22 protein-coding genes are annotated in these 22,821 nt (G+C 70.4%); 18 read left to right on the plus strand and 4 right to left on the minus strand.

Annotation, left to right across the window (positions count from 1 at the left end; all coding sequences use genetic code 11):
* Positions 1-156: 156 nt before the first annotated feature.
* The 3 genes from ABZ194_RS03410 to ABZ194_RS03420 all read left to right on the plus strand — a co-directional run bounded on the left by ABZ194_RS03410 (position 157) and on the right by ABZ194_RS03420 (position 5,332).
* Positions 157-936 (plus strand): ABC transporter ATP-binding protein, encoded by a 780-nt coding sequence (locus ABZ194_RS03410; protein ID WP_355591756.1) that lies wholly within the window; start codon positions 157-159, stop codon positions 934-936.
* Complete coding sequence (locus ABZ194_RS03415; protein WP_355591759.1) at positions 912-2,627, plus strand: hypothetical protein; 1,716 nt, start codon at positions 912-914, stop codon at positions 2,625-2,627. The genes ABZ194_RS03410 and ABZ194_RS03415 overlap by 25 nt, the downstream gene beginning before the upstream one ends.
* Before the next feature lie 65 nt (positions 2,628-2,692).
* Positions 2,693-5,332, plus strand: a complete 2,640-nt coding sequence (locus ABZ194_RS03420) for a phosphoenolpyruvate carboxylase (RefSeq protein WP_355591762.1) — start codon at positions 2,693-2,695, stop codon at positions 5,330-5,332.
* Here ABZ194_RS03420 and fdhD read toward each other — a convergent pair whose 3' ends face one another.
* Complete coding sequence (gene fdhD / locus ABZ194_RS03425) at positions 5,333-6,274, minus strand: formate dehydrogenase accessory sulfurtransferase FdhD (RefSeq protein WP_355591765.1); 942 nt, start codon at positions 6,272-6,274, stop codon at positions 5,333-5,335. It lies immediately after the preceding gene.
* 111 nt (positions 6,275-6,385) lie between these two features.
* On the opposite strand from fdhD, the gene ABZ194_RS03430 reads away from it, so the two are divergent.
* The 8 genes from ABZ194_RS03430 to ABZ194_RS03465 all read left to right on the plus strand — a co-directional run bounded on the left by ABZ194_RS03430 (position 6,386) and on the right by ABZ194_RS03465 (position 12,626).
* Positions 6,386-7,210 carry a biotin--[acetyl-CoA-carboxylase] ligase gene (locus tag ABZ194_RS03430; RefSeq protein ID WP_355591768.1) on the plus strand — a complete coding sequence of 275 codons (825 nt, stop codon included), beginning with the start codon at positions 6,386-6,388 and terminating at the stop codon, positions 7,208-7,210.
* A 33-nt stretch (positions 7,211-7,243) separates the two neighbouring features.
* Positions 7,244-7,744 (plus strand): PH domain-containing protein, encoded by a 501-nt coding sequence (locus tag ABZ194_RS03435; protein ID WP_355591771.1) that lies wholly within the window; start codon positions 7,244-7,246, stop codon positions 7,742-7,744.
* A gap of 133 nt (positions 7,745-7,877) precedes the next feature.
* Positions 7,878-8,963 (plus strand): S-(hydroxymethyl)mycothiol dehydrogenase, encoded by a 1,086-nt coding sequence (locus ABZ194_RS03440; RefSeq protein ID WP_355591774.1) that lies wholly within the window; start codon positions 7,878-7,880, stop codon positions 8,961-8,963.
* Positions 8,960-9,577, plus strand: a complete 618-nt coding sequence (locus ABZ194_RS03445) for an MBL fold metallo-hydrolase (RefSeq protein ID WP_355591777.1) — start codon at positions 8,960-8,962, stop codon at positions 9,575-9,577. The genes ABZ194_RS03440 and ABZ194_RS03445 overlap by 4 nt, the downstream gene beginning before the upstream one ends.
* A 162-nt stretch (positions 9,578-9,739) precedes the next feature.
* On the plus strand, positions 9,740-9,919 hold the full coding sequence (locus ABZ194_RS03450) for a (2Fe-2S)-binding protein (protein ID WP_355591780.1): 180 nt from the start codon (positions 9,740-9,742) through the stop codon (positions 9,917-9,919).
* Positions 9,920-9,934: 15 nt separating this feature from the next.
* Positions 9,935-10,417 (plus strand): bacterioferritin, encoded by a 483-nt coding sequence (gene bfr / locus ABZ194_RS03455; RefSeq protein WP_355591783.1) that lies wholly within the window; start codon positions 9,935-9,937, stop codon positions 10,415-10,417.
* A gap of 259 nt (positions 10,418-10,676) precedes the next feature.
* A complete protein-coding gene (locus ABZ194_RS03460; protein WP_012888073.1) occupies positions 10,677-11,345 on the plus strand; it encodes a response regulator transcription factor in 669 nt (222 codons plus the stop codon).
* Between the two features lie 3 nt (positions 11,346-11,348).
* Entirely contained in the window at positions 11,349-12,626 is a 1,278-nt protein-coding gene (locus ABZ194_RS03465; RefSeq protein WP_355591786.1) for an ATP-binding protein, read from the plus strand.
* Here the strand turns inward: ABZ194_RS03465 and ABZ194_RS03470 are convergent.
* Complete coding sequence (locus tag ABZ194_RS03470; RefSeq protein WP_355591789.1) at positions 12,610-13,089, minus strand: GtrA family protein; 480 nt, start codon at positions 13,087-13,089, stop codon at positions 12,610-12,612. The genes ABZ194_RS03465 and ABZ194_RS03470 overlap by 17 nt on opposite strands.
* A gap of 519 nt (positions 13,090-13,608) precedes the next feature.
* On the opposite strand from ABZ194_RS03470, the gene ABZ194_RS03475 reads away from it, so the two are divergent.
* The 4 genes from ABZ194_RS03475 (at position 13,609) to ABZ194_RS03490 (ending at position 16,538) form a co-directional block, all read left to right on the plus strand.
* A complete protein-coding gene (locus ABZ194_RS03475; protein ID WP_355592166.1) occupies positions 13,609-14,721 on the plus strand; it encodes a 5-(carboxyamino)imidazole ribonucleotide synthase in 1,113 nt (370 codons plus the stop codon).
* Between the two features lie 108 nt (positions 14,722-14,829).
* Complete coding sequence (purE, locus tag ABZ194_RS03480) at positions 14,830-15,333, plus strand: 5-(carboxyamino)imidazole ribonucleotide mutase (RefSeq protein ID WP_355591792.1); 504 nt, start codon at positions 14,830-14,832, stop codon at positions 15,331-15,333.
* A gap of 224 nt (positions 15,334-15,557) precedes the next feature.
* Positions 15,558-15,803, plus strand: coding sequence for a DUF397 domain-containing protein (locus ABZ194_RS03485; RefSeq protein WP_355591795.1), 246 nt, complete (start codon positions 15,558-15,560; stop codon positions 15,801-15,803).
* A 207-nt stretch (positions 15,804-16,010) separates the two neighbouring features.
* Entirely contained in the window at positions 16,011-16,538 is a 528-nt protein-coding gene (locus tag ABZ194_RS03490; RefSeq protein ID WP_355591798.1) for a GNAT family N-acetyltransferase, read from the plus strand.
* 44 nt (positions 16,539-16,582) lie between these two features.
* Here the strand turns inward: ABZ194_RS03490 and ABZ194_RS03495 are convergent, their stop codons facing one another.
* A complete protein-coding gene (locus tag ABZ194_RS03495; protein ID WP_355591801.1) occupies positions 16,583-18,502 on the minus strand; it encodes a Xaa-Pro dipeptidyl-peptidase in 1,920 nt (639 codons plus the stop codon).
* Positions 18,503-18,977: 475 nt separating this feature from the next.
* Between ABZ194_RS03495 and ABZ194_RS03500 the strand changes: the two genes are divergently transcribed.
* Complete coding sequence (locus ABZ194_RS03500) at positions 18,978-19,805, plus strand: helix-turn-helix transcriptional regulator (protein WP_355591804.1); 828 nt, start codon at positions 18,978-18,980, stop codon at positions 19,803-19,805.
* Positions 19,790-20,023, plus strand: coding sequence for a DUF397 domain-containing protein (locus ABZ194_RS03505; RefSeq protein WP_355591807.1), 234 nt, complete (start codon positions 19,790-19,792; stop codon positions 20,021-20,023). The genes ABZ194_RS03500 and ABZ194_RS03505 overlap by 16 nt, the downstream gene beginning before the upstream one ends.
* Before the next feature lie 161 nt (positions 20,024-20,184).
* On the opposite strand, the gene ABZ194_RS03510 is transcribed toward ABZ194_RS03505, so the two are convergent.
* Positions 20,185-21,486, minus strand: coding sequence for a UDP-glucose/GDP-mannose dehydrogenase family protein (locus ABZ194_RS03510; protein WP_355592168.1), 1,302 nt, complete (start codon positions 21,484-21,486; stop codon positions 20,185-20,187).
* Positions 21,487-21,654: 168 nt separating this feature from the next.
* Here ABZ194_RS03510 and ABZ194_RS03515 point away from each other — a divergent pair, with 168 nt between their 5' ends.
* Positions 21,655-22,818: an acyl-CoA dehydrogenase family protein gene (locus tag ABZ194_RS03515; protein ID WP_355591810.1), complete on the plus strand. Its 1,164-nt coding sequence runs from the start codon at positions 21,655-21,657 to the stop codon at positions 22,816-22,818.
* Positions 22,819-22,821 lie beyond the last annotated feature (3 nt).

The raw sequence follows: 22,821 nt of genomic DNA on the forward strand, positions 1-22,821 counted from the left end.
TTCGCGCGACCCGCCCCGCCCGTGGCGCAGGGGCCGCCTCCCGCTCGTTCTCAGCAGATTAACCCTCCGCCAACCCGGATATTCACCGGGGGCGACCGTTCGGCCGGTGAGCGGAGCCATGTTCGTTAAACAGGTAATTCTGGCAAAGTAGGCGTCATGACGGACATCGCCGAGGCGGTACGCACAGAGCGGCTGTTGAAGAGTTTCGGGCACCAGGTGGCTGTGGGTGGTGTCGATCTCGTCGTCCCCCGGGGGAGCTTCGCCGGGCTGGTCGGCCCCAACGGCGCGGGAAAGACCACCACGCTCAGCATGGTCACCGGTCTGCTCCGGCCGGACGGCGGTGTCGTCCACATCGACGGCCTCGACGTCTGGCGCGACCCGGCCCAGGTCAAGGCCCGCATCGGCGTGCTCCCCGAGGGACTGCGCCTGTTCGAGCGCCTCTCCGGCCGCGAGCTGCTCTCCTACAACGGCCAGCTCCGGGGCATCCCCAGGGCGGAGGTGCAGCAGCGGGCCGAGGGGCTGCTGCGGGTCATGGACCTGACGGAGTCGGCGGACAAGCTCGTCGTCGACTACTCCACCGGCATGCGCAAGAAGATCGGCCTGGCCGCCGCGCTGCTGCACAACCCCAGGGTGCTCTTCCTGGACGAACCCTTCGAGGGGGTGGACCCGGTCAGCGCCAACACGCTGGTCGAGGTGCTGCGGCGCTACACCGCCTCCGGCTCGACCGTCGTCTTCTCCAGCCACGTCATGGAACTCGTCGAGCGCCTGTGCGACTGGGTCTCGGTGATGAACAGGGGACAGATCGTCGCGCAGGGCCCGCTGGACGGGGTCCGCGCCGGGCGGAGCCTCAACGAGGCGTTCCTCGCCCTGGTCGGCGCCCGGGACGGCGGCGAGGGGAAGGAGGGCCTGTCATGGCTGGGAGCGACCTCGGCATGAGCGCCACGGGAACGGGCCACGGCGCCGGAAACCCCGTCGCCGGAGGGGCCGGAGGGGCCGCAGCCCTCGGTGAGGGTACGGGGGGTCAGGGGGGACACGGCGCCTCGGAGGGCTCCGCCGCCGTCCGGGTGGGGCCCTGGCTCTTCGTACGGCTCAAGCTCCGGCTGATCGCCGGGAACCTGCGGGGCAACGGCATGCGCCTGGCCGGTTTCATCTTCACCGTGATCGCCGCCGTCGCCGTCGCGTTCTTCGGGTTCCTCGTCCTGGCCATGCTGCGGCTGGCCCCGCAGGACGTCGCGACCGACGTCGCGACCGTGCTGCTCACCGCCTTCCTGGTGGGCTGGGCGGTCGTGCCGCTGCTGGCCTTCGGCCTGGACGACACGCTCGACCCGTCGAGGCTCTCGCTGTTCCCGCTGCGGGCCGGGCAGCTGGCGGCCGGCATGTTCGCCGCCTCGGTCACCGGTGTCTGGCCGATCGCCACGCTGATCATCATGTTCGGCGCGCTGGCGGGCCTGACCTCCGGCGTCGGCGGAGCGATCCTGGGCGTCGTCGCGGTGCTGCTGTTCTTCGCGCTCTGCATCGTCACCTCACGGCTGGTCACCACGGCCCTGTCCGGCGTGCTGCGCACCCGCAGGGGCCGCGACGTGCTCGCCATCTCGGTGCTCTTCTTCGTCGTGGTCGCGCAGCTTCCCAACCTGCTGCTCAACGGCGGCCTGGCGAACCACCCGGAGGCGCTGCTGCACGAGGTCGCCTCGGTGCTGCGCTGGACCCCGTCGGGCATGGTCGCGCACGCCATCACCGGCGGCGGGCCGACGGCCCTCGCCGAGCTGGCCCTCGTCGCGGTCCTGGTCGGCGTGGTGGGGTGGCTCTGGATCGTCGCGCTCCGCCGGGCGCTGGTCACCCCGGACGCCTCCACCGAGGCCGCCTCGGTCCGCAACTCCAGGGGCCTGCTGGCCCGTGTCCTGCCGGACGGCCCGCTCGCCGCGGTCGCCGGCAAGGAGCTCAAGTACGCCCGCCGCGACCCCAGGGGCCGGGTCGGCTGGTTCGCCTCCATCGCGGTCACCGGCCTCATGGCCTTCTCGCTGAGCAGGGGCGACGGCGCGGCGGGTCTCGCCCTGGCGGTCGGCCCGGCCTGCCTGGGCGCGATGATGATCGGCCTGCAGTCGGCCAACTCCTTCGGCATCGACGGCCGCTCGCTCTGGATGAACTCCATGGTCTACGGCACCGGCCGCGCCTGGCGGATCGACCTGGCCGGGCGGCACCTGGCCGTCGCGACGATCGCGACACCGCTGCTGGCCCTGCTCGCGGTGGTCGCCGCGTTCCTGGCCGGTGACCTGCTCTGGGCCGTCCCCGCCGCGCTCAGCGCCTGGGGAGTCCTCGGCGTCGGCCTCGGCGTGGGCGCCCTGACGAGCGTGCTCGTGCCGTACACGGTGCCCGAGCGGCTCAACGCCTTCACCGGGGCCGCCCCCGGGCAGGGCGGCGTCGCCTTCGCGGCCTCGATGGGCGCGATGATCGGCGGCGGCCTGCTGTCGCTGCCGATCGCGCTGCCGGTGCTTCTCGGCGTCACCTGGGTCAGCGTGCTGGCCGTGCCGTACGGGCTGCTGGTCTCCTGGGGAGGCCGCCGCCTCGCCGGTGATCGTGGTTTCCGCCGGTATCCCGAGATCCTGGCGGCGATCTCCCAGGGGAGCTGACCGGCCTGGCCCAGCGGATGAGACCGGTCGCCGTCCGGAAAAGCGGACTGGTTACGCTGACGAATATGTCTGCCATCGCGAACAACCAGGCAGAGCGTTCATCCGCTGTCACCGAGATGCCCGACGAGCTCCGCGCGGACGTGCGGCTGCTCGGCGGGCTTCTGGGACAGGTGGTCGCCGAGCACGGCGGTGACGACCTGCTCGCCGATGTCGAACGCCTCCGCAAAGCCGTCATCGCGGCCCGTCGCGGGGAGGTCTCGGGCGACGAGATCACCGCGATGGTCGCCGGGTGGCCCATCGACCGCGCGGTGCAGATCGCCCGCGCGTTCACCTGCTACTTCCACCTGGCCAACCTCGCCGAGGAGCACTTCAGGATCCGCACGCTCCAGGTCCGCGACACCGGCGAGGAGCCGCTGCCGGACTCGCTGGCGCAGGTCGTGCAGGAGCTGGGCGGCGAGCGCGTCGCCGAGCTGGTGGACGGGCTCAGGCTGCACCCCGTGCTGACCGCGCACCCGACCGAGGCCCGCAGACGCGCCGTGGTCACCGCGATCCAGCGGATCAGCGGCCGGCTCGCCGCCTACAACAGCCCCGAGCGGGGCGCCGCGGAGCGGGCCGAGACGCGGCGGCGGCTGCTGGAGGAGATCGACCTGCTCTGGCGCACCTCCCAGCTCAGATCCACCAAGCTCAACCCGCTGGACGAGGTCCGCACCGCCATGGCCGCGTTCGACGAGACGCTCTTTCGCGTGGTGCCGCTGATCTACCGCTCGCTGGACGCCTCGCTCGGCGAGGGCACCGGCACCCGTGAGCCGCTGGCCCGCGCCTTCATCCGCTACGGCAGCTGGATCGGCGGCGACCGCGACGGCAACCCCAACGTCACCGCCAAGGTGACCAGGGACGCCGTGCTCATCCAGTCGGAGCACGTGCTGACCGCGCTGGAGAACGCCACACTCGGGGTCGGCAGGACACTCACCCTGACGTCCACCTACACCCCGGCCTCCACGGGGCTCCGGGCCGCGCTCGCCGCGGCGGAGAACGACCACCCCGAGCTGGTCGCGGAGCTGGCCACCCGCTCCCCCCAGGAGCCGCACCGGCAGTGGCTGCTCTTCGTCGCCGCCCGGATCGGCGCCACCCGGCAGCGCGGACTCGACCTGGCCTACCGCTCGCCCGGCGAGCTCCTGGCCGACCTGCGGATCGCCCAGGCGTCACTGGTCGCGGGCAAGGCGCCCCGGCAGGCCTACGGCGAACTGCAGCACCTCATCTGGCAGGTGGAGACGTTCGGCTTCCACCTGGCCGAGCTGGAGGTGCGTCAGCACTCGCAGGTGCACGCCGAGGCGCTGGCCGAGCTCACCGCCGGGCGGTCCTCCGAGCGCACCGACGAGGTCCTGGCCACCATCCGGACGATCGCCTGGATCCAGGAGCGGTTCGGTGTGGACGCCTGCTCCCGCTACGTCGTCTCCTTCACCCGTTCCGCCGACGACGTCGCCGCGGTCTACTCGCTGGCCGAGCACGCGCTCGGCGACCGGGCCCCCCTGCTCGACGTGGTCCCGCTGTTTGAGTCGGGGGCCGACCTGGCCAACGCGCCCGCCGTGCTGACCGGGATGCTGGAGATCCCCGGAGTCCAGCGCCGGCTGGCCACGGGAGGCCGCCGCCTGGAGGTCATGCTCGGCTACTCCGACTCCGCGAAGGAGCTCGGGCCGGCCGCCGCGACCCTGAAGCTGTACGAGGCGCAGGAGGCGCTGACCGCCTGGGCCGCCGAGCACGACGTACGGCTGACCCTGTTCCACGGCCGGGGCGGCGCCCTGGGCCGGGGCGGCGGCCCGGCGAACCGGGCCGTGCTCGCCCAGGCGCCGGGCTCGGTGGGCGGCAGGTTCAAGGTCACCGAGCAGGGCGAGGTCATCTTCGCCCGCTACGGCCACGCCGCCATCGCCCGCCGCCACATGGAGCAGATCACCTCGGCGGTGCTGCTGGCCTCCACCCCGACCGTCGAGGCCCGGACGGCCGAGGCCGCGGGACGCTTCCGCGCCATGGCCCGGCAGGTCGCCTCCGCCTCGGAGAGGTCCTACAGGTCGCTGACCGAGGCGCCGGGCTTCCCCGAGTGGTTCTCCCTGGTCAGCCCGCTGGAGGAGATCGGCTCACTCCGCCTGGGTTCCCGGCCGGCCAGGCGCGGCCTCGGCGCGCCCCGCTCCCTGGACGACCTGCGGGCCATCCCGTGGGTGTTCGCCTGGGCCCAGACCCGGGTCAACCTGCCCGGCTGGTACGGCCTGGGCAGCGGCCTGGAGGCGGTCGCCTCGGAGTCCGGCCTGGACGAGCTGCGCGCCGCCTACCGCGAGTGGCCGCTCTTCGCCTCGCTGCTGGACAACGTGGAGATGTCGCTGGCCAAGACCGACAGGGACATCGCCGCCCGCTACCTCGCGCTGGGCGGCCGGGACGACTTCGCCGGGCGGCTCCTGCGGGAGTACGACCTCACCCGCCGCCTGGTCCTGGAGGTCACCGGCCACACCCGGCTGCTGGAGAGCCGCAGGGTGCTCTCCCGCGCGGTCCAGCTCCGCGACCCCTACGTGGACGCGCTCTCCCACCTTCAGCTCCGCGCCCTGTCCACCCTGCGCTCGGAGGAGGAGCTGCCGGAGCGCGAGCGCGAGCGCCTGTCCACCCTGCTGCTGCTCTCGGTCAACGGCGTCGCCGCCGGACTGCAGAACACCGGCTGATCAGGTGGTGACCCGCTCCGCGCCTGAGTAGAGGTTGAAGCGCTCCTCGCGGAGGAAGCCGACCAGCGTCATCCCGAACTCCCTGGCCAGCTGGACGGCCAGGGAGGAGGGCGCGGAGACCGCGCAGACGATCGGCAGGCCCGCGGCGAGGGCCTTCTGCATGATCTCGTAGCTGGTCCTGCCACTGACCATCAGCAGGTGCGCCTCCAGGGGCAGCCGGCCGTTCAGCGAGGCCCAGCCGACGAGTTTGTCCACCGCGTTGTGCCGCCCCACGTCCTCGCGGAGCACTATCAGATCGCCGTCCGGGGTGAACAGCCCGGCCGCGTGCAGGCCCCCGGTCCTGCCGAAGACGCCCTGGGCCTCCCGCAGCCGGTGCGGCAGGCCGTACAGGGTCCCGGGGGAGACCCGCAGGTCCTCCGGCAGGGGGGAGAGCGGGGCGCAGCGGTCGCGCAGCGCGTCGAGGCCGGCGGTGCCGCAGACGCCGCAGGCGCTCGACGTCACGAAGTGCCGCTCCAGGGACGGCAGGTCGGGCAGGGGGCCGCGCAGCCGTACCGTCACCGTGTTGTAGCGGGCCTCGGGGGCCACGTCGTCGTCGGTGCAGTAGGCGATGGACGTGATCTCGCCGGGGGAGGCCACCCCCTCGCCGTGCAGGAACCCGGCTGCGAGCTCGAAGTCCGCGCCGGGGGTCCGCATGGTGATCGCGAGCGTACGGCGGGTCTCACCGGAGACGATCCGGATCTCCATCGGCTCCTCGGTGGCCAGGTCGTCACGGCGGTCCCGCGCGATCCCGCCCCGCACCTCCCGGATCCGGGTCATGGTGCTCGGGCCGGGACGCTCCACCGTCCGCTCCGCCGTACGCCCCACCGGCCCGGCGGGCCGCCCTCCGGCCGGGTCACGCGGGTCGAGGCCCCTGACCACGTCTCCGTCCCCCTTCTCCGGCATATCGGGCCTATAGCCCGATTTTGCCCCTTGTGTCACTTACCCTTAACAGTATTCCCTGCTCAATGCCGTAATTCGGTAACAGGGGGTCGCCGGGGGCGGGAAGATGGCCAGATGCTCGACTCGCCCTTCACCGATCTCGACCGCCCACCGCTCTCCGAGGCGGCCCTCACCCGTGCCCTGGTCCGCCCCGGCGGCCTGTGGTCGGGCATCACCGTCGTCGGCAGAACAGGCTCGACCAACGCCGACCTCGCGCAGGCCGCGCGCGACGGCGCCCGGCAGGGAGCCGTGGTCGTCGCCGAGGCGCAGTCCGCCGGCCGCGGCAGGCTCGGCCGCACCTGGAGCGCCCCGCCCCGCTCCGGCCTGATGTTCTCGGTGCTCCTGCGGCCGGAGCCGCCGCCGGGCAGGCAGGGCTGGCTGCCGCTGCTCGTCGGTCTGGCCGCGGTCTCGGCCGTGCGCGAGGTCGCCGAGGTGGACGCCCGGCTAAAATGGCCCAACGACCTGCTGGCCGGGGAGCGCAAGCTCGCCGGGGTGCTCGCCGAGCGGATCGACAGCGCGGTCATCGTGGGCGTCGGGCTCAACGTGAGCGTCCGCGCCGACGAGCTGCCGGTGGGGACGGCCACCTCGCTGGCCGTGGAGAACGCCTCCTGCGTCGACCGCGACCCGCTGCTGCGGGCGGTGCTGCGGGAGATCGAGACCCACTACCGCGAGTGGTCCCAGGCGGACGGCGACGCCGACGCGTGCGGGCTCAGGGCCGCCTACCTGGGGGTCAGCGCGACGATCGGCCGCGAGGTCCGGGTGGAGCTGCCGGGCGAGCGGGTGCTCACCGGGCGGGCCACCGGCATCGACGACTCCGGCCACCTGCTGGTGGAGTCCAAGGGGCGGTCGCACACGCTGAGCGCGGGCGACGTCGTGCACGTTCGCCCGCACGCCTCATGACGTAGAGCGTCTGGGCATGCCACGATTTGCCCCATGGGTCTCCCCGATCACCACCTGACAGAGGGGGAACAGCGCATTCGCGCGTTCCACCCCCACTGGAAGCGCCTCGTCGTCCCGTCCCTCGCCCTGGTCGTCATCATCGCCGGGTCGAGTGCCGCGATCCTCTTCATGCCCGCCTTCGCCTACGACTCCTACGCCCGGATCGCGGTCGCGGTCATCGCCGTCGGACTGCTGACCGTGTGGTCGTTCGTGCCGTACCTGCGGTGGAGGAACACCTCCTACGTGCTCACCTCGCACCGGCTCACGATCAGCACGGGCGTGCTGAACAAGTCCAACGACGACATCCCGATGAGCAAGGTCAACACGGTCAGCGCGGACCAGACCCTGCTGGAGCGGATGTTCGGCAGCGGCACGCTCAACGTCGAGTCGGCGGGGGAGCAGGGCCACATCACGCTGCGCGACATCCCCCGCATCCAGGACGTGCGGGCCGAGCTGTTCCGAGCCCTCGACGACGCGACCGACGGGGAGCCGTAGGAGCCCCCGGGAGGGGTTCGGGTGGTCCGGGCCACGGGGCGCCACACCGGGCCTGACAGGATTGGCGCGGGGGCGCGTCGGACGAGCAGCCGTCCAACCCGGTAACCAAGTTCGAAGATGAGGTGCAGGAAATATGCCGTACACCGTGCAAGGCGTGGTCGCGCGTGGCAAGGGAGGCCCCGTCTCCCTGGAGACGATCCACGTTCCGGACCCGGGACCCGGGGAGGCGGTGGTGAACATCCAGGCGTGTGGCGTCTGCCACACCGATCTGCACTACCTGGAGGGCGGGATCAACGACGACTTCCCGTTCCTGCTCGGTCACGAGGCCGCAGGGGTGGTCGAGGCCGTCGGCGAGGGCGTCACCGAGGTGGCCCCCGGCGACTACGTGATCCTGAACTGGCGGGCGGTCTGCGGCGAGTGCCGCGCCTGCCGCCGGGGCCGTCCGTGGTACTGCTTCAACACCCACAACGCCACCCAGCGGATGACGCTGGAGGACGGCACCCCGCTCAGCCCGGCGCTGGGCATCGGCGCCTTCGTGGAGAAGACCCTGGTCGCGGCGGGCCAGTGCACCAAGGTGGACCCGGCGGCCCCGGCGACCGTGGCCGGCCTGCTGGGCTGCGGGGTGATGGCCGGGGTCGGCGCGGCCATCAACACCGGCGGTGTGACCCGGGGCGACAGCGTGGCGGTCATCGGCTGCGGCGGTGTGGGCGGCGCGGCCGTCCACGGCGCCTGGCTGGCCGGCGCCACGAAGGTCATCGCGGTGGACGTGGACGACCGCAAGCTCGCCTGGGCCAAGGAGTTCGGCGCCACCCACACGGTCAACTCCCGCGACACCGACCCGGTGGAGGCGATCCGGGAGATCACCGACGGCAACGGCGCGGACGTGGTGATCGAGGCCGTCGGCCGCCCGGAGACCTACAAGCAGGCGTTCTACGCCCGCGACCTGGCCGGAACCGTGGTCCTGGTGGGCGTGCCCACCCCGGAGATGACGCTGGAGCTGCCGCTGCTGGACGTCTTCGGCCGGGGCGGGGCGCTGAAGTCCTCCTGGTACGGCGACTGCCTGCCCAGCCGCGACTTCCCCATGCTCATCGACCTCTACCTCCAGGGGCGGCTGAACCTGGACGGCTTCGTCTCCGAGACGATCGGCCTCGGCGACGTCGAGGAGGCGTTCGCCAAGATGAAGCGCGGCGAGGTCCTCCGTTCGGTGGTGGTCCTGTGATCGACCGCGTCGTCACCTCGGGAACGTTCTCGCTGGACGGCGGGACGTGGGACGTCGACAACAACGTCTGGCTGGTCGGCTCCGGCAGTGAGGTCGTCGTCGTCGACGCGGCGCACGACGCCGAGGCCATCGCCGCGCGGGTCGGCGACCGGGAGGTCAAGGCGATCGTCTGCACCCACGCGCACAACGACCACATCAACGCGGCGGCCGACCTGGCCGCCCTGGTGGGCGCGCCGATCCTGCTCCACCCGGCCGACCAGGTCCTGTGGGAGATGGTCTACCCCGACCTGCCGTACACCCCGTTGCGGGACGGTGAGGTGCTCTCGGCCGGCGGGGTGGAGCTGACCGTGCTGCACACGCCGGGCCACGCGCCCGGCGCCGTCTGCCTGCACGCCCCCGGCCTCGGCGCGGTCTTCACCGGGGACACCCTGTTCAAGGGCGGTCCGGGCGCCACCGGCAGGTCCTTCTCCTCCTTCGACACCATCGTCGAGTCGATCCGGACGCGGCTGCTGACCCTGCCGGAGCAGACGGTGGCGCACACCGGGCACGGCGACTCGACCACCATCGGCGCCGAGGCCCCGCACCTTCAGGAGTGGCTGGCCAGAGGGCACTGATCGCGGTCCCGCCACGGCGGGACGGCAGGTGAGACGGTGGGCGGGATGGCGGGGGAGCGGACGCTCGTGTGACTCATGTCACATAGGCAGACCTTACTCCATGGGTTACGTTAGGTGTGCCTTACCTATGCGTGCTCTGTTGAGAAAGGTGCCTCCCCCGCCATGTACGTATGCGTCTGCCGTGCGGTCACCGAGAACGAGGTGCACGACTGCATCACGGCGGGGGCGAGAAGTGCCCGGCAGGTCCGCGACGCCACCGGCGCCGGCGGCGACTGCGCATCTTGCGTGCGTAAGATCTGTGCGATCCTGAAGCGGTCTGAGGAATTGATGCCGACCGCATAGCACAGGGAGCCGGCCATGCAGGGTGACAAAAAGATCATCGAGCTGCTCAACGAGCAGCTCACGGCCGAGCTGACCGCGATCAACCAGTACTTCCTGCACGCGAAGATGCAGGAGAACTGGGGATACACCAGGCTCGCGAAGTACACCCGCGAAGAGTCCATGGACGAGATGCGCCACGCGGAGAAGCTGACCGACCGGATTCTTTTCCTTGAGGGCCTGCCCAACTATCAGAAACTCGGCACGCTGCACATCGGCCAGACCGTCCAGGAGCAGCTCCGCGCCGACCTGGACATCGAGCTGGAGGTCGTCACCCGGCTCAGGCCCGCCATCATCCTGATGCGTGAGAAGGGCGATGCCACCTCGGCGCGTCTCTTCGAGGAGATCCTTGAGGACGAGGAGCACCACATCGACTATCTGGAGACGGAGCTGGGGCTCATCACCAGCCTCGGTGAGCAGCTCTACCTGGCCCGCTACGCTGAGCCGCCGTCGGCCTCTTGAGCTGATTTGTCCGAACACGCCCGCCGGGTCCCTTACGGCGGGCGTGTTTGGTTTTGTGATGGAGCGGCGCGGGGCTCCTTGGCGCGCCTGTCGTTTCCATGGACTTCCGAGGCGGGAGCCGTACCGCGTACGCCTCAGCCGTTGCGGGACGACTATCCGGGATTTATCAGTGTTTGCCCAGGTCAATGGATAGGTCAATGACGAGTCAAACCGCGCGCTGTACCCGGGAAACGATCCCTTAAGGTCCTACGATCGCAACATGACCTGTGTACTTCTCGCCGAGGATGACACCTCGATCTCCGAACCACTGGCGCGTGCGCTGCGCCGCGAGGGTTATCAAGTTGAGGTGAGCCCCGACGGCCCGCAGGCCCTGGAACGGGCGCTGTCGGGTGGCATCGACTTGATCGTTCTTGACCTGGGCCTGCCAGAGATGGATGGCCTGGAGGTTGCCAGGCGCATACGTGCCGAAGGGCACGGCACGCCTGTGCTCATACTCACCGCCCGCGTCGACGAGGTGGACACCGTCGTCGGCCTCGACGCCGGGGCCGACGACTACGTCACCAAGCCGTTCAGGCTGGCCGAGCTTCTGGCCCGGGTGCGCGCGCTGCTACGGCGCGGCACGTCCGAGACGCCCGTGGTGCAGGGCGTGCGCATCGACGCCGACTCCCGTCGCGCCTGGATGGGCGACAAGGAACTGCACCTGACGACCAAGGAGTTCGACCTGCTGCGGGTCCTGGTCCGTGACGCCGGAAAGGTGGTCACCCGAGAGCAGATCATGCGCGAGGTGTGGGACACCAACTGGTGGGGCTCCACCAAGACGCTGGACATGCACATCTCCTGGCTCCGCCGCAAACTGGGCGACGACGCCGCCAAGCCGCGATACATCACCACGGTACGAGGGGTCGGCTTCCGGTTCGAACGAGAGTAGGGGATGCGCCGCCGCCTGCTCTCCTCGACCCTGCTCGTCGCGGTCATCGGGGTGCTGCTGCTGGGCATCCCCCTGGGCGTGGCGGTCAACCGGCTGATCGAGGAAGAGGCGACCCAGGAGCTCTCCTCCCAGGCCAAGGGCCTGCTGGGGGAGGTGGAGTATGCCCGGATTCAGGATCAGCCCGTTGATCCGGAGCAGCTGAAACGTAAGTACCCCGACCGATACATCCAGATCTATGCGAAGGGAACTCCTCCCCAGGTGACGATGGTGGGCACCGAGCCCCCCGAGAGTCGCAAGATGACCGAGGACGCCCAGTCGGAGAACGGCGTGTACGTCGCGGTCAGCCGGGACAAGACCCAGGTGGAGCGGGAGGTCAGGGCGTGGCTCCTGCTCATCCTGGCGCTCGCCGCGGCGGCGCTCGCGGTGGCGGTGGGGCTCGCCATCGTGCAGTCACGCCGCCTGACGCTCCCGCTCAGCGACCTGGCGATGATCGCTGAGCGGCTCGGCTCCGGTGACGCCAGACCGAGCAAGCACCGCTACGGCATCCAGGAGCTCGACCGGGTGGCCGAGGTGCTGGACCGCAGCGCGACCCGCATCTCCGACCTGCTGGCCAGGGAGCGGGAGTTCGCCACCGACGCCTCGCACCAGCTGCGGACCCCGCTCACCGGCCTGACCATGCGTCTTGAGGAGATCGTGGCGGCCGCGCACGAGCCCGGGATCGTCAAGGAGGAGGGCGAGGCCGCCATCGTGCAGGCCGAGCGGCTCACCGCGGTGATCGACGAGCTGCTGGCCGCGGCCAGGCGCCAGCGGCACTCCCAGACCGACGTGGTCGACCTCGACGACCTGCTGGACCAGCAGTTCATCGAGTGGGGGCCGGCGTTCCGCCGGGTGGGACGGCGGCTGCAGCTCTCCGGCACGCGCGGGCTTCAGGCGCTGGGCACCAGCGGCGGGGTCAGCCAGGTGATCTCCACCCTGCTGGAGAACTCGCTGGAGCACGGCGGCGGCGCCGTCACGGTGACCACCAGCGACAAGGACAGATCCATTGTGATCGAGGTCACGGACGAGGGCCAGGGCGTCTCCGACGAGCTGGCCAACCGGATCTTCGAGCGGAATGTGAGCGGGGCGGGCGGCACCGGCCTGGGGCTGACCCTGGCGCGGGCCCTGGCCGCCGCCGACGGCGGCCGGCTGGAGCTGGTACGGCCCCGCCCGGCGGCCTTCGCGTTCTTCCTGCGGCAGGTCGGCGACACCGGCAGGAACCGGGTGGTCAGCGGGCCCGCGTGACCTCGCCGGAAAGCTCCCTCGGCACGTCCTCGGTGGCCGCCAGGAAGACCCACTTCTTGTAGGACCAGAAGCGGAAGAGCGTGCCAAGGCCGATGCCGACCAGGTTGGCGATGTTGGTGCTCAGCGGGTCGGTCAGCCCCAGGGTGTAGCTGGTGAAGCCGATGCAGAGCAGCCCGAACAGCAGGGCGATCCCGTTGAGCAGGAAGAACAGGAAGTACTCCCGGGCGAACCCGCTCTGCTCGCGGTGCCCGAAGGTCCAGTAGCGGTTGCCCAGGTAGGAGAACGTGGCCGCGACCACCGTGGCGACGACCTTGGAGATCAGCGGGCCCCAGTGCAGGCCGTAGTGGAGGAGGTTGAAGCCGCCGGTGTCGATGACGAAGGCGATTCCCCCGACGACCCCGAACTTCGACAGCTCGTGGATCAGGTCGGCGAGCTGCTGGTAGGCGCGTCGCAGAAACTGCACGTCTCCTGCACGGTCCTTTCCGGGGGCGGCTGTCGGCGTCGGCCGTCGACGCCGGTTGTCGATGTCGGTTGTCGATCCGCCACTCGGGGGACCTCGGGCACTGTTCTGCCAGGCTACCGGTCCACCGGCCCGTTCCGGGCGGGGGTTGACCAGATGTTGTGCATACCCGTCAGCTGGTGATATTTACGGAAATGTCTGATGCTGACGGTGTATCCGGGTGGTTGAGGCTACTCCTCTCCAGGGGATTTTCGGGAGCCCCCCGGCACACCGGATTCCCAGGAATCTCACCTTCCGGTCCCCTGTCTCCCAGGAATCTCGCATTCCAGCGTCTCCACCCCGTTCCCCGCCTCCCAGGAATCTCACCTTCCACCCCGCCGCCGGCTTCACCCGCCTTCCAGCCCTCTCACCCCCCAGACCTCCTCCGGCTTCGCCCGCCGGTCGGCGTCGTACGGGAGGCCGGTAAACTCAACCGTCGTGAACAGCACCTCCTCCTCCAGCCCCGTCGGACCCGTCGTCGGCATGATCGGAGCCGGTCAGCTGGCCCGGATGACCCAGCAGGCGGCGATCGCCCTCGGGGTGGAGCTGCGGGTGCTGGCCAACTCCCCGGATGAGAGCGCGGCCCGGGTGGTCGCCGACGTCCGGCTGGGCGACTACCGGGACCTGTCGGACCTGCGTGACTTCGCCAAGGGGTGCCACGCGCTCACCTTCGACCACGAACACGTGCTCACCGAGCACATCCACGCGCTGGCCGGGGACGGCTACGCCGTACACCCCGGGGCCGACGCGCTGGTGCACGCCCAGGACAAGGCCGTGATGCGCGAGCGGCTGACCGCGATCGGGGCCCCCTGCCCGCCGTGGCGGCGGATCGCCGAGGTCGCCGACGTCGAGGAGTTCGCCGGGGAGAACGGCTGGCCGGTCGTGCTCAAGGCCGTGCGCGGCGGCTACGACGGGCGTGGCGTCTGGGTCTGCCGGTCCGCCGGGGAGGCCGCCGAGGTGCTGGCCACCGGGGTGCCGCTGATGGCCGAGGCGTTCGTGCCGTTCGAGCGTGAGCTGGCCGTCCTGGTCGCCAGGTCGCCCCACGGGCAGGGCGTCAGCTATCCGGTCGTGGAGACCGTCCAGCGCGACGGGATCTGCGTCGAGGTGCTCGCCCCCGCGCCCGGCCTCGACCCCGAGCGGGCCGCGGTGGCGCAGCGGATCGCCCTGCGGATCGCCCACGAGCTGGGCGTCACCGGGCTGCTGGCCGTGGAGATGTTCGCCACCGCCTCCGGGCTCATGGTGAACGAGCTGGCCATGCGCCCGCACAACAGCGGCCACTGGACCATCGACGGCGCCCGCACCTCCCAGTTCGAGCAGCATCTGCGCGCCGTGCTCGACCTCCCCCTCGGCTCGCCCGCCCCGTCGGCCCCCGTCGTGGTGATGGCCAACCTCCTGGGCGGCGACGAGGAGGACATCTTCTCCCGTTACGAGCACGTGATGGCCCACGACCCCGGGATCAAGGTCCACTTCTACGGCAAGGAGGTGCGGCCCGGCCGTAAGATCGGCCACGTCACCGCCCTCGGCACCGACCTGGACGAGGTCCGGGCCCGGGCCAGGCACGCCGCCGCCTACCTCTCCGACGGCGTCTACACGTGAGCGTCCCCGAGGGCGGCTCCGGGGGCGTCCACCCGTGAGAGCCCGGCGGCCGAGAGCCCGGCAGCACTGTGAACGCGGCTCGTGGGCCGCAGACCGCGAGGAGAGCGAATGACCACCGTCGGCATCGTCATGGGCAGCGACTCCGACTGGCCGGTGATGCGGCTCGCGGCCGAGGCGCTGGCCGAGTTCGGGGTGGCCTTCGAGGCCGATGTGGTCTCCGCGCACCGCATGCCCGAGGAGATGATCGCCTACGGCGCGCAGGCGGCCGGGCGCGGGCTGAAAGTGATCATCGCGGGGGCCGGGGGAGCCGCCCACCTGCCCGGCATGCTCGCCTCGGTGACCCCCCTGCCGGTGATCGGCGTCCCGGTGCCGCTGAAGTATCTCGACGGCATGGACTCCCTGCTCTCGATCGTCCAGATGCCCGCGGGTGTCCCGGTCGCGACCGTCGCGGTCGGCGGCGCCCGCAACGCCGGTCTGCTGGCCGTCCGGATCCTCGCCGCGTCCGACGAGGACCTGAGGGCCAAGATGGAACGTTTCCAGGTGTCGCTGAAGGAGCAGGCCCACGCCAAGGGGGCCAAGCTCCGCGCGGAGGCCGCCGGCCTCACCGGCTGAACCCGTCACTTCCCGGGAGACGCCGGCCGCCTCGCACGGTGCCCCCGTCGTTGCGGCCGCCGTAGGTGGTCCCGATACTGTGTTCCTGGAGTCCGTCATCGGGGAGGGCGCGCCACGGACCGTCCCTGTGGCGTGACGGCGGCGTGCAAGCGTTACGGAGCGATCCGCCCGGAGGTCCTGTCGGTGCGGACGACCGTCGATCTCATGGCGAAGGTGATGACGACGTGGAAGCAGATCTGAGCAAGGCCGTCTGGCGCAAGGCGTCCCTGGGCGACGACAGCGGCGGCAACTGTGTCGAGGTGGCCGTGGTGGAGGCCCCGGACGCTCCGGGCGCGGGGCACAAGGCCGGGCTCGGCTCCCTCTATGTGCTGCGCGACTCCAGAAACCCCGAGGGGCCGAAGCTGTTCTTCACCCGCTCGGAGTGGGACGCCTTCGTCGGCGGGGTGAAACTCGGCGAGTTCGACAACTGACCGGGACGGCCCTGCCCGGGACGCCGACCGCCCCGGCCGGGCCTCTCCCTCCTCCCTCACGTCCCTCCTCCCTCACGCCGGGCGAAGTCCGCGTTCGCCGGCCGCTCGATGGGCCCGCCCTCGATCGGGGGAAGCCGATTGTCGGTGGCGCGTGGCAGACTCGGCGCGTTCCCGAAGGTGATTGGCCAAGGGCGGGGAGTGAGACGGATGACAGAGCGCGCGAACACCCCTGGGGTGCGGCTTGAGCCCTGGGGGGACTCCCACTTCGACCTGCTGCGCCGCCTGAACGTCCCGGAGATGATGACGCATCTCGGAGGGCCGGAGGGCGAGGAGCGGCTCCTCGCCCGGCACCGGAGATATGTCGAGAGCGGCGAGGGGAAGGCGGCCCGGATGTTCGCCGTCCTCCTGCTTCCCGGGCTTGAAACGGTCGGCAGCATTGGATATTGGGAACGCGTCTGGCACGACGAGACCGTGTATGAGACGGGCTGGGGCATCCTGCCGGGGTTTCAGGGCAGGGGCATAGCGACGGCGGCCGGTGAGGTCGCCGTCGCGAATGCCGCGGCGGAGCGGAGACACCGATACGTTCACGCGTTTCCCTCCGTCGGAAACCCCGCCTCGAACGCCATCTGCCGGAGGCTCGGCTTCGTTCTCGTCGCCGAATGCGACTTCGAATATCCGCCGGGCACCACGATGCGGTGCAACGACTGGCGTCTTGATCTCACCGGGGCGACGTAGGACGGCTCACCCGCCGCCCCGGAAGAGGAGGTGGGGCGGAAAGGTCAGAAGAACCGGTTCTCCGGGACCGGCAGGTTCAGCCGCCGCGGGCCGTGCCATCCGCTCTTGTCCCTCGGCAGGTCACCGCTGCCGAGGGCGCCGCCCGCCAGCGGGAGCAGTACCGTGCTTCCGGCCAGGTCGAGGGTGACGTTCGCGCCGGTGGCGGCCTCGTCGCTGTAGGTCGAGTCGGTGCCGGCGATCACCAGGGCCAGCCGGTGCCCCTTCTTGAAGACGTAGTCCTGCGGCAGGGTCTCCCACCTGACCCTGTCGTACGTTCCCGGAGGCAGCGGCGCGGGCTCGCTGAGCGACTCGCGGTTCCGCACGTCGATCCAGCCGCGGGAGACGATCTCCAGCGGGCGGGTGGCCAGGTTGGTGACGACTTTGCGGTAGCAGGCGTCGTCGGAGGCCGTACTCTCGCCGTGGCAGCTCTCCTCGGCGGTCGTGCTGATGCCCTGGCCTCGCCGCCAGTCGACCCGGGTGTCGGCGCCGAAGTCGACGAGGAGCGCGGTCAGGTTCGAGGTGGGCCGGTCGAGCGCCACGCGCAGGTCCACCACGGGCGTGCCGGACAGGCGCAGGTCCAGCGGCAGGGCGCCGGTGGTGAAGGCCACCCTTCCCGGCCCGGCCGTACCGACGTCGGCCACCATCGCCTCCTCGGACTGGCGGACGTCGGTGAAGGCGGCCGTCCCCCCTCTCCCGGCCGGGGCGAGGCCGAGTGAGCCGTCGGCCGAGGGGTGCAGGGGGATCTTCGGGGTGAACGGCGCCGGCCAGTCGCGCTGGGTGATCCAGTGATCGGGGGCGGTCTGCACGTCGGCGCGGGGCTCCCGCATGACGTCGTTCTCCACGCCGAGCAGCCAGCGGTCGAACCAGCGGTGCAGCGTGTCGACCCAGAGATCGCGGCGCCCCTCGAAGTCGAAGGGGTCCACGTGCTGGTACTGCCCGACCCAGATCTTGCGGGGCACGTTCCCGTCGGCCAGAGCCCGCCACCAGGTGGAGAAGTTGTCCGGCTTGACGTTGAGGTCGTTGACCGTGTGCACGGCGAAGACGGCGGCACGCACCCTGGAGGCGTTGGCCAGGGGGCCGGTGAGATAGTCGCGACCGGCCCAGAAGGCGTTGTAGTCGCCGGTGTCGTCACCGTCCTCGGCGTCCATACCCGCCCGTACGGCGGCGCACTTGGCCGCCGGGTCGGTGTCCACGTACTTCGCCAGCCACGACATGTAGTCGTAGTTGTAGATCACGCCGTTGGAGCGCTGGTACCTGTACCAGGAGCTGATCGCCGAGATGGGGACGATCGTCTCCAGCCCCTCGACGCCGGTGGCCGCGACGGCGTTGGCCAGCGTGCCGTCGTAGGACTTGCCGATCATCGCGGTCTTGCCGGTGGTCCAGTCGGCCACCGCCGGGGTGCCGTCGGCGCGGTAGGCGGCGGCGCGGCCGTTCAGCCAGTCGACGACGGCCTTGCCGCCCAGCACGTCGGCCCGCCCGCCGCCGTCGGGGCAGCCGTCGGACTTGGTGGTGCCGATCATGTCGACGTTGAGGACGGCGTAACCGCGCGGCACGAAGTAGTTGTCGTAGAACAGCGGGAACTTCACCGCGTTTCCGGCGGAGTCGTAGACCTTGCGTTCGGCCTCGTTGCCTCGGCCGGAGTTGTCATAGTACGGGCTCTCGTCGACGATCACCGGGACTCTGAGCCCGGGGCCCGACTCCCTGGGCCGGATGATGTCGACGCGGACCCGGTCGGGTCTCCCGTCGGAGTCGCTGTCGACGCCCGACTCGACGTAGACGTGCTCGCGGACGGCGTCGGTGTAGGAGAAGACCGGTTGGGTCCGTCCCCGCTCGACGGTGATGGAGGGGGCGGCGGTCGCGTGGGCAGGGGTGGTGCCCAGCGCGACGACGGCCATGGTGATGAGGACTGCTCGGAGCGGTGGCACGCGAAGCCTCCAGACAGAGGGAAACATCCGCAATCTCCGTTGATGTCCGTATGTCGACAAGATCCCGTTATGGGTTCGACATCACCCTGGTTCTGCTACGTGACATGACGGGAACAAGGGGCGGATCCGGAAGGAAGGGGTGGGAATCGCCTGAAGGGGTGGTGTCGAGCCGGTATCGCCCAGACGAGATGTCACGCTCCGTGATAGGTGAAAAACATGTCGTTTTCCTCGCCGGCCTGTTCTCTGGCGCGGTGTCGTCGTCCCGCTGAGGGCAAAGTCGGCGGTGACGTGGGCTGATTCGTGGTCGAGCGGTGGGGATAGTCGGATTTAGCGGGGCCGATCTTGACGTCTTTTGGAGGATGCGCTTCCCAAGGGCGTGGCGTGACATTACCGTGCGTGATTAAGTCGTTGCGAAAACCGCGGCTGTGATCGTGAACGGCCACGGCGTGATTCCGACGTGAGACAGGAGTTCGTGATGCCCCCCTCGCGTGAGCTCGACAGCAGGTCAAGTCCCCTCGCGTTCTTCGCCGCGGAGCTGCGCCGCCTGCGCGACCAGGCAGGCTGGACGCAGGAGCAGCTCGCCGAGGCGGTCTCCTACTCCACGGCCCTGGTCGGCATGGTGGAGACCGCCAGACGCAACCCGTCACGTGACTTCACCGAACGGTGCGACCGGATGCTGAACACCGGCGGGACGCTCATGCGGGTCTGGCCGCTGCTCAGCCACGCGGCCTACCCTCCGTGGTTCCGGCCGTGGGTGGAGGTCGAGCGCGAGGCGCACACCCTCAGGAACTGGGAGCCCCTGGTCTTCCCCGGCCTGCTGCAGACCCCCGACTACGCCCGCGCACTCCTGAGGGGACGGCGAGCCGCGGCCGAGGAACGGGTCGAGGAGCTGGTGACCGGGCGGATCGAGCGGCAGAGCCTGCTGCACGGCGCTCACCCGCCCCTGCTCTGGGTGGTGATCGACGAGAGCGTGCTCTACCGGCGGATCGGCGGTCCGGAGATCATGCGCGGCCAGATCGCGGCCGTGGTGGCGGCGATGGAGAACCGCTACGTCTCGGTCCAGATCGTGCCCGGGGACGTCACCGTCACGGCCGGTCTGAGTGGGGCGTTCGTCATAGCGAGTGTCGATGGCAGCGCGGATACTGTTTATGCGGACTGTGCCGCCGAAGGGCATGTCACGGACCATCCACGTGACGTGGCGGAGGTCTGCATGCGCTACGAAGAGCTCCGCACGGAGGCCCTCCCCCCGAGGGCGAGCATCGACCTCATGACGAAGGTGATGGAGACATGGACACAGACCTGAGCGGGGCCGTCTGGCGCAAGGCCGCCCTGAGCAGCGACAACGGCGGCAACTGTGTCGAGGTGGCCGTGGTGGAGGCCATCGGCGCCGGGCACAAGGCCGGACTCGGCTCCCTGTACGTGCTGCGCGACTCCAAGAACCCCGAGGGGCCGAAGCTGTTCTTCACCCGCTCGGAGTGGGACGCCTTCGTCGGCGGCGTGAAGCTCGGCGAGTTCGACTGACATCTTCTCCGGCACGCCGCCGGAGCCCGCCACCACGCCGGAACACCTCCCCCGTGACCGTCGGGGGGCTTGTCACACGGCGGCGTGCCGGAGGCTCCGTCGGTCGTCAAACTCCGTCAGTTGTCAGGGGAGGCTCCGCGGATCTGGGGAGATTTCGCCGGTCAGGGGCGGCCGAGGGCACGGTAGTGCCAGCCGGCGGCACGCCATATCTCGGCGTCGAGAGCGTTACGGCCGTCAACGATCTTGCGGGTGGTGACGACGGCGCCGAGCGTTTCGGGGTCGAGGTCGATGAACTCCTGCCACTCGGTCAGCAGCAGCACAACGTGGGCGTCGCGGGCGGCGTCCAGGGCGGAGTCGCCGTAGGAGAGCTCGGGATGGGCGCGGCGGGCGTTCTCCTGGGCGATGGGATCGTAGACGGTGACCCGGCCCCCCTGCTCGCCGATCTTGACGGCGACGTCGAGGGCGGGGGAGTCGCGGATGTCGTCGGAGTTGGGCTTGAAGGCGGCGCCGAGGACGGCGACCGTACACCCGTGGAAGGAGCCGCCGGCCAGCTCGCGGGCCAGGTCCACCATGCGGGCCCGGCGGCGCATGTTGATCGCGTCCACCTCGCGCAGGAACGTCAGCGCCTGGTCGGCGCCCAGCTCACCGGCCCGGGCCATGAACGCCCGGATGTCCTTGGGCAGGCAGCCGCCGCCGAAGCCCAGGCCGGGGTTGAGGAACTTCCCGCCGATCCGGTCGTCGAAGGAGAGCGCCAGCGACAGCTGTCTGACATCGGCGTGGGAGGCCTCGCAGACCTCGGCCATCGCGTTGATGAAGGAGATCTTGGTGGCCAGGAAGGCGTTGGCGGCGACCTTGACCAGCTCGGCCGTCGGATAGTCGGTGACCACCAGCGGGGTGCCCCGCTCCAGCATGGAGGCGTACACCTCGCGCATCACCTTCTCGGCCCGGTCGGAGGCCACCCCCAGCACGATCCGGTCGGGATGCAGGGTGTCCTTCACGGCGAAGCCCTCGCGCAGGAACTCGGGGTTCCAGGCCAGCTCCGCCCCGGCGCCGATGGGTGCCAGCCGTACCAGCTTGTCGGCCAGCCGCCGCGCGGTGCCCACCGGCACCGTGGACTTGCCGAGGATCAGGCACTCCCGTTTCAGATGGGGGGCCAGTGATTCGATCGCGCTGTCCAGATAGGAGATGTCGGCCCCGTACTCGCCGGGTTTCTGCGGGGTGCCCAGGCACAGGAAGTGCACGTCGCCGAATGCGGCCGCCTCCTCGTAGGAGGTGGTGAAGCGCAGTCGCCCGTTGGCGAGGTTGCGCTGGAGGATCTCCTCCAGGCCCGGCTCGTAGATGGGCAGGTCCCCGGCTTGTAGGCGGGCGACCTTCTCCGTGTCCACATCGACGCCAAGGACCTCGAAGCCCAACTCCGCCATGCATGCCGACGTTGTCGCACCCAGGTATCCGGTTCCCACCATTGTCAGGCGGTAGGCCACTGGTGTTCCTTTCGGTTCTGCCCGATTGTGTGTCGTCAGGGTATCGGCATCCCCGACTGCGTACTCTGTCGCCACCTGCACAAACAGGTAGCGTTGGAGATCACAGCGGTGGAGCGATCCATATTTGGTTGGACGTCCTACTATTTTCCTATGAGCTTTCCTCTCTACGCGCTGCCCGAGGAGCACCAGATGCTCCGGGAGACCGTCCGCGCCCTTGCCGACGAGAAGATCGCCCCTCGTGCCGCCGAGGCCGACGAGACGGGTGAGTTTCCCTGGGACGTCTACAAGGCGCTCGTCGCGGCCGACCTGCACGCCGTACACGTCCCCGAGGAGTATGGCGGGGCCGGAGCCGACGCGCTCGCGGCCGCCATCGTCATCGAGGAGGTGGCGCGGGCCTGCGCGTCGTCCTCGCTGATCCCGGCGGTCAACAAGCTCGGCACCGTCCCTTTGCTGCTGGCGGGCTCCTCAGAGCTCAAGCAGCGCTATCTCCCGCCGGTCGCGCGGGGCGAGGGGATGTTCTCCTACGCCCTGTCCGAGGCGGAGGCGGGCAGCGACGCCGCCGCGATGAAGACCCGCGCCGTGGCAGACGGCGACCACTACGTGCTCAACGGCGCCAAGATGTGGATCACCAACGCCGGGGTCTCGGAGTACTACACGGTGATGGCCGTGACCGAGCCCGGCGTGGGGGCCAAGGGCATCTCCGCGTTCGTCGTCGAGAAGGGCGACGAGGGCGTCAGCTTCGGGGCCAAGGAGCGCAAGCTCGGCATCAAGGGCTCGCCGACCCGCCAGGTCATCTTCGAGAACGTGCGCGTCCCGGCCTGGAGGATGATCGGCGAGCCGGGCACCGGCTTCAAGATCGCCCTGGCCACCCTGGACCACACCCGCGTCACCATCGCCGCCCAGGCGCTCGGCATCGCCCAGGGCGCGCTCGACTACGCGGTGGGCTACGTCAAGGAGCGCAAGCAGTTCGGCAAGGCCGTCGCCGAGTTCCAGGGCGTCCAGTTCATGATCGCCGACATGGCGATGAAACTGGAGGCCGCCCGCCAGCTCACCTACGCCGCCGCGGCCAAGTCGGAGCTGGCGATGCACGGCCGGCCGCAGAAGGACCTCACGTTCTTCTCCAGCGCCGCCAAGTGCGCCGCCTCCGACGCCGCCATGGAGATCACCACCGACGCCGTCCAACTCCTCGGCGGCTACGGCTACACCCGCGACTACCCGGTCGAACGCATGATGCGCGACGCCAAGATCACCCAGATCTACGAGGGCACCAACCAGATCCAGCGCCTGGTCATGGCCCGCCAGCTCCTGAAGTAGGTC

The organism is Streptosporangium sp. NPDC006007 (assembly GCF_040614315.1).
Lineage (GTDB): Bacteria > Actinomycetota > Actinomycetes > Streptosporangiales > Streptosporangiaceae > Streptosporangium.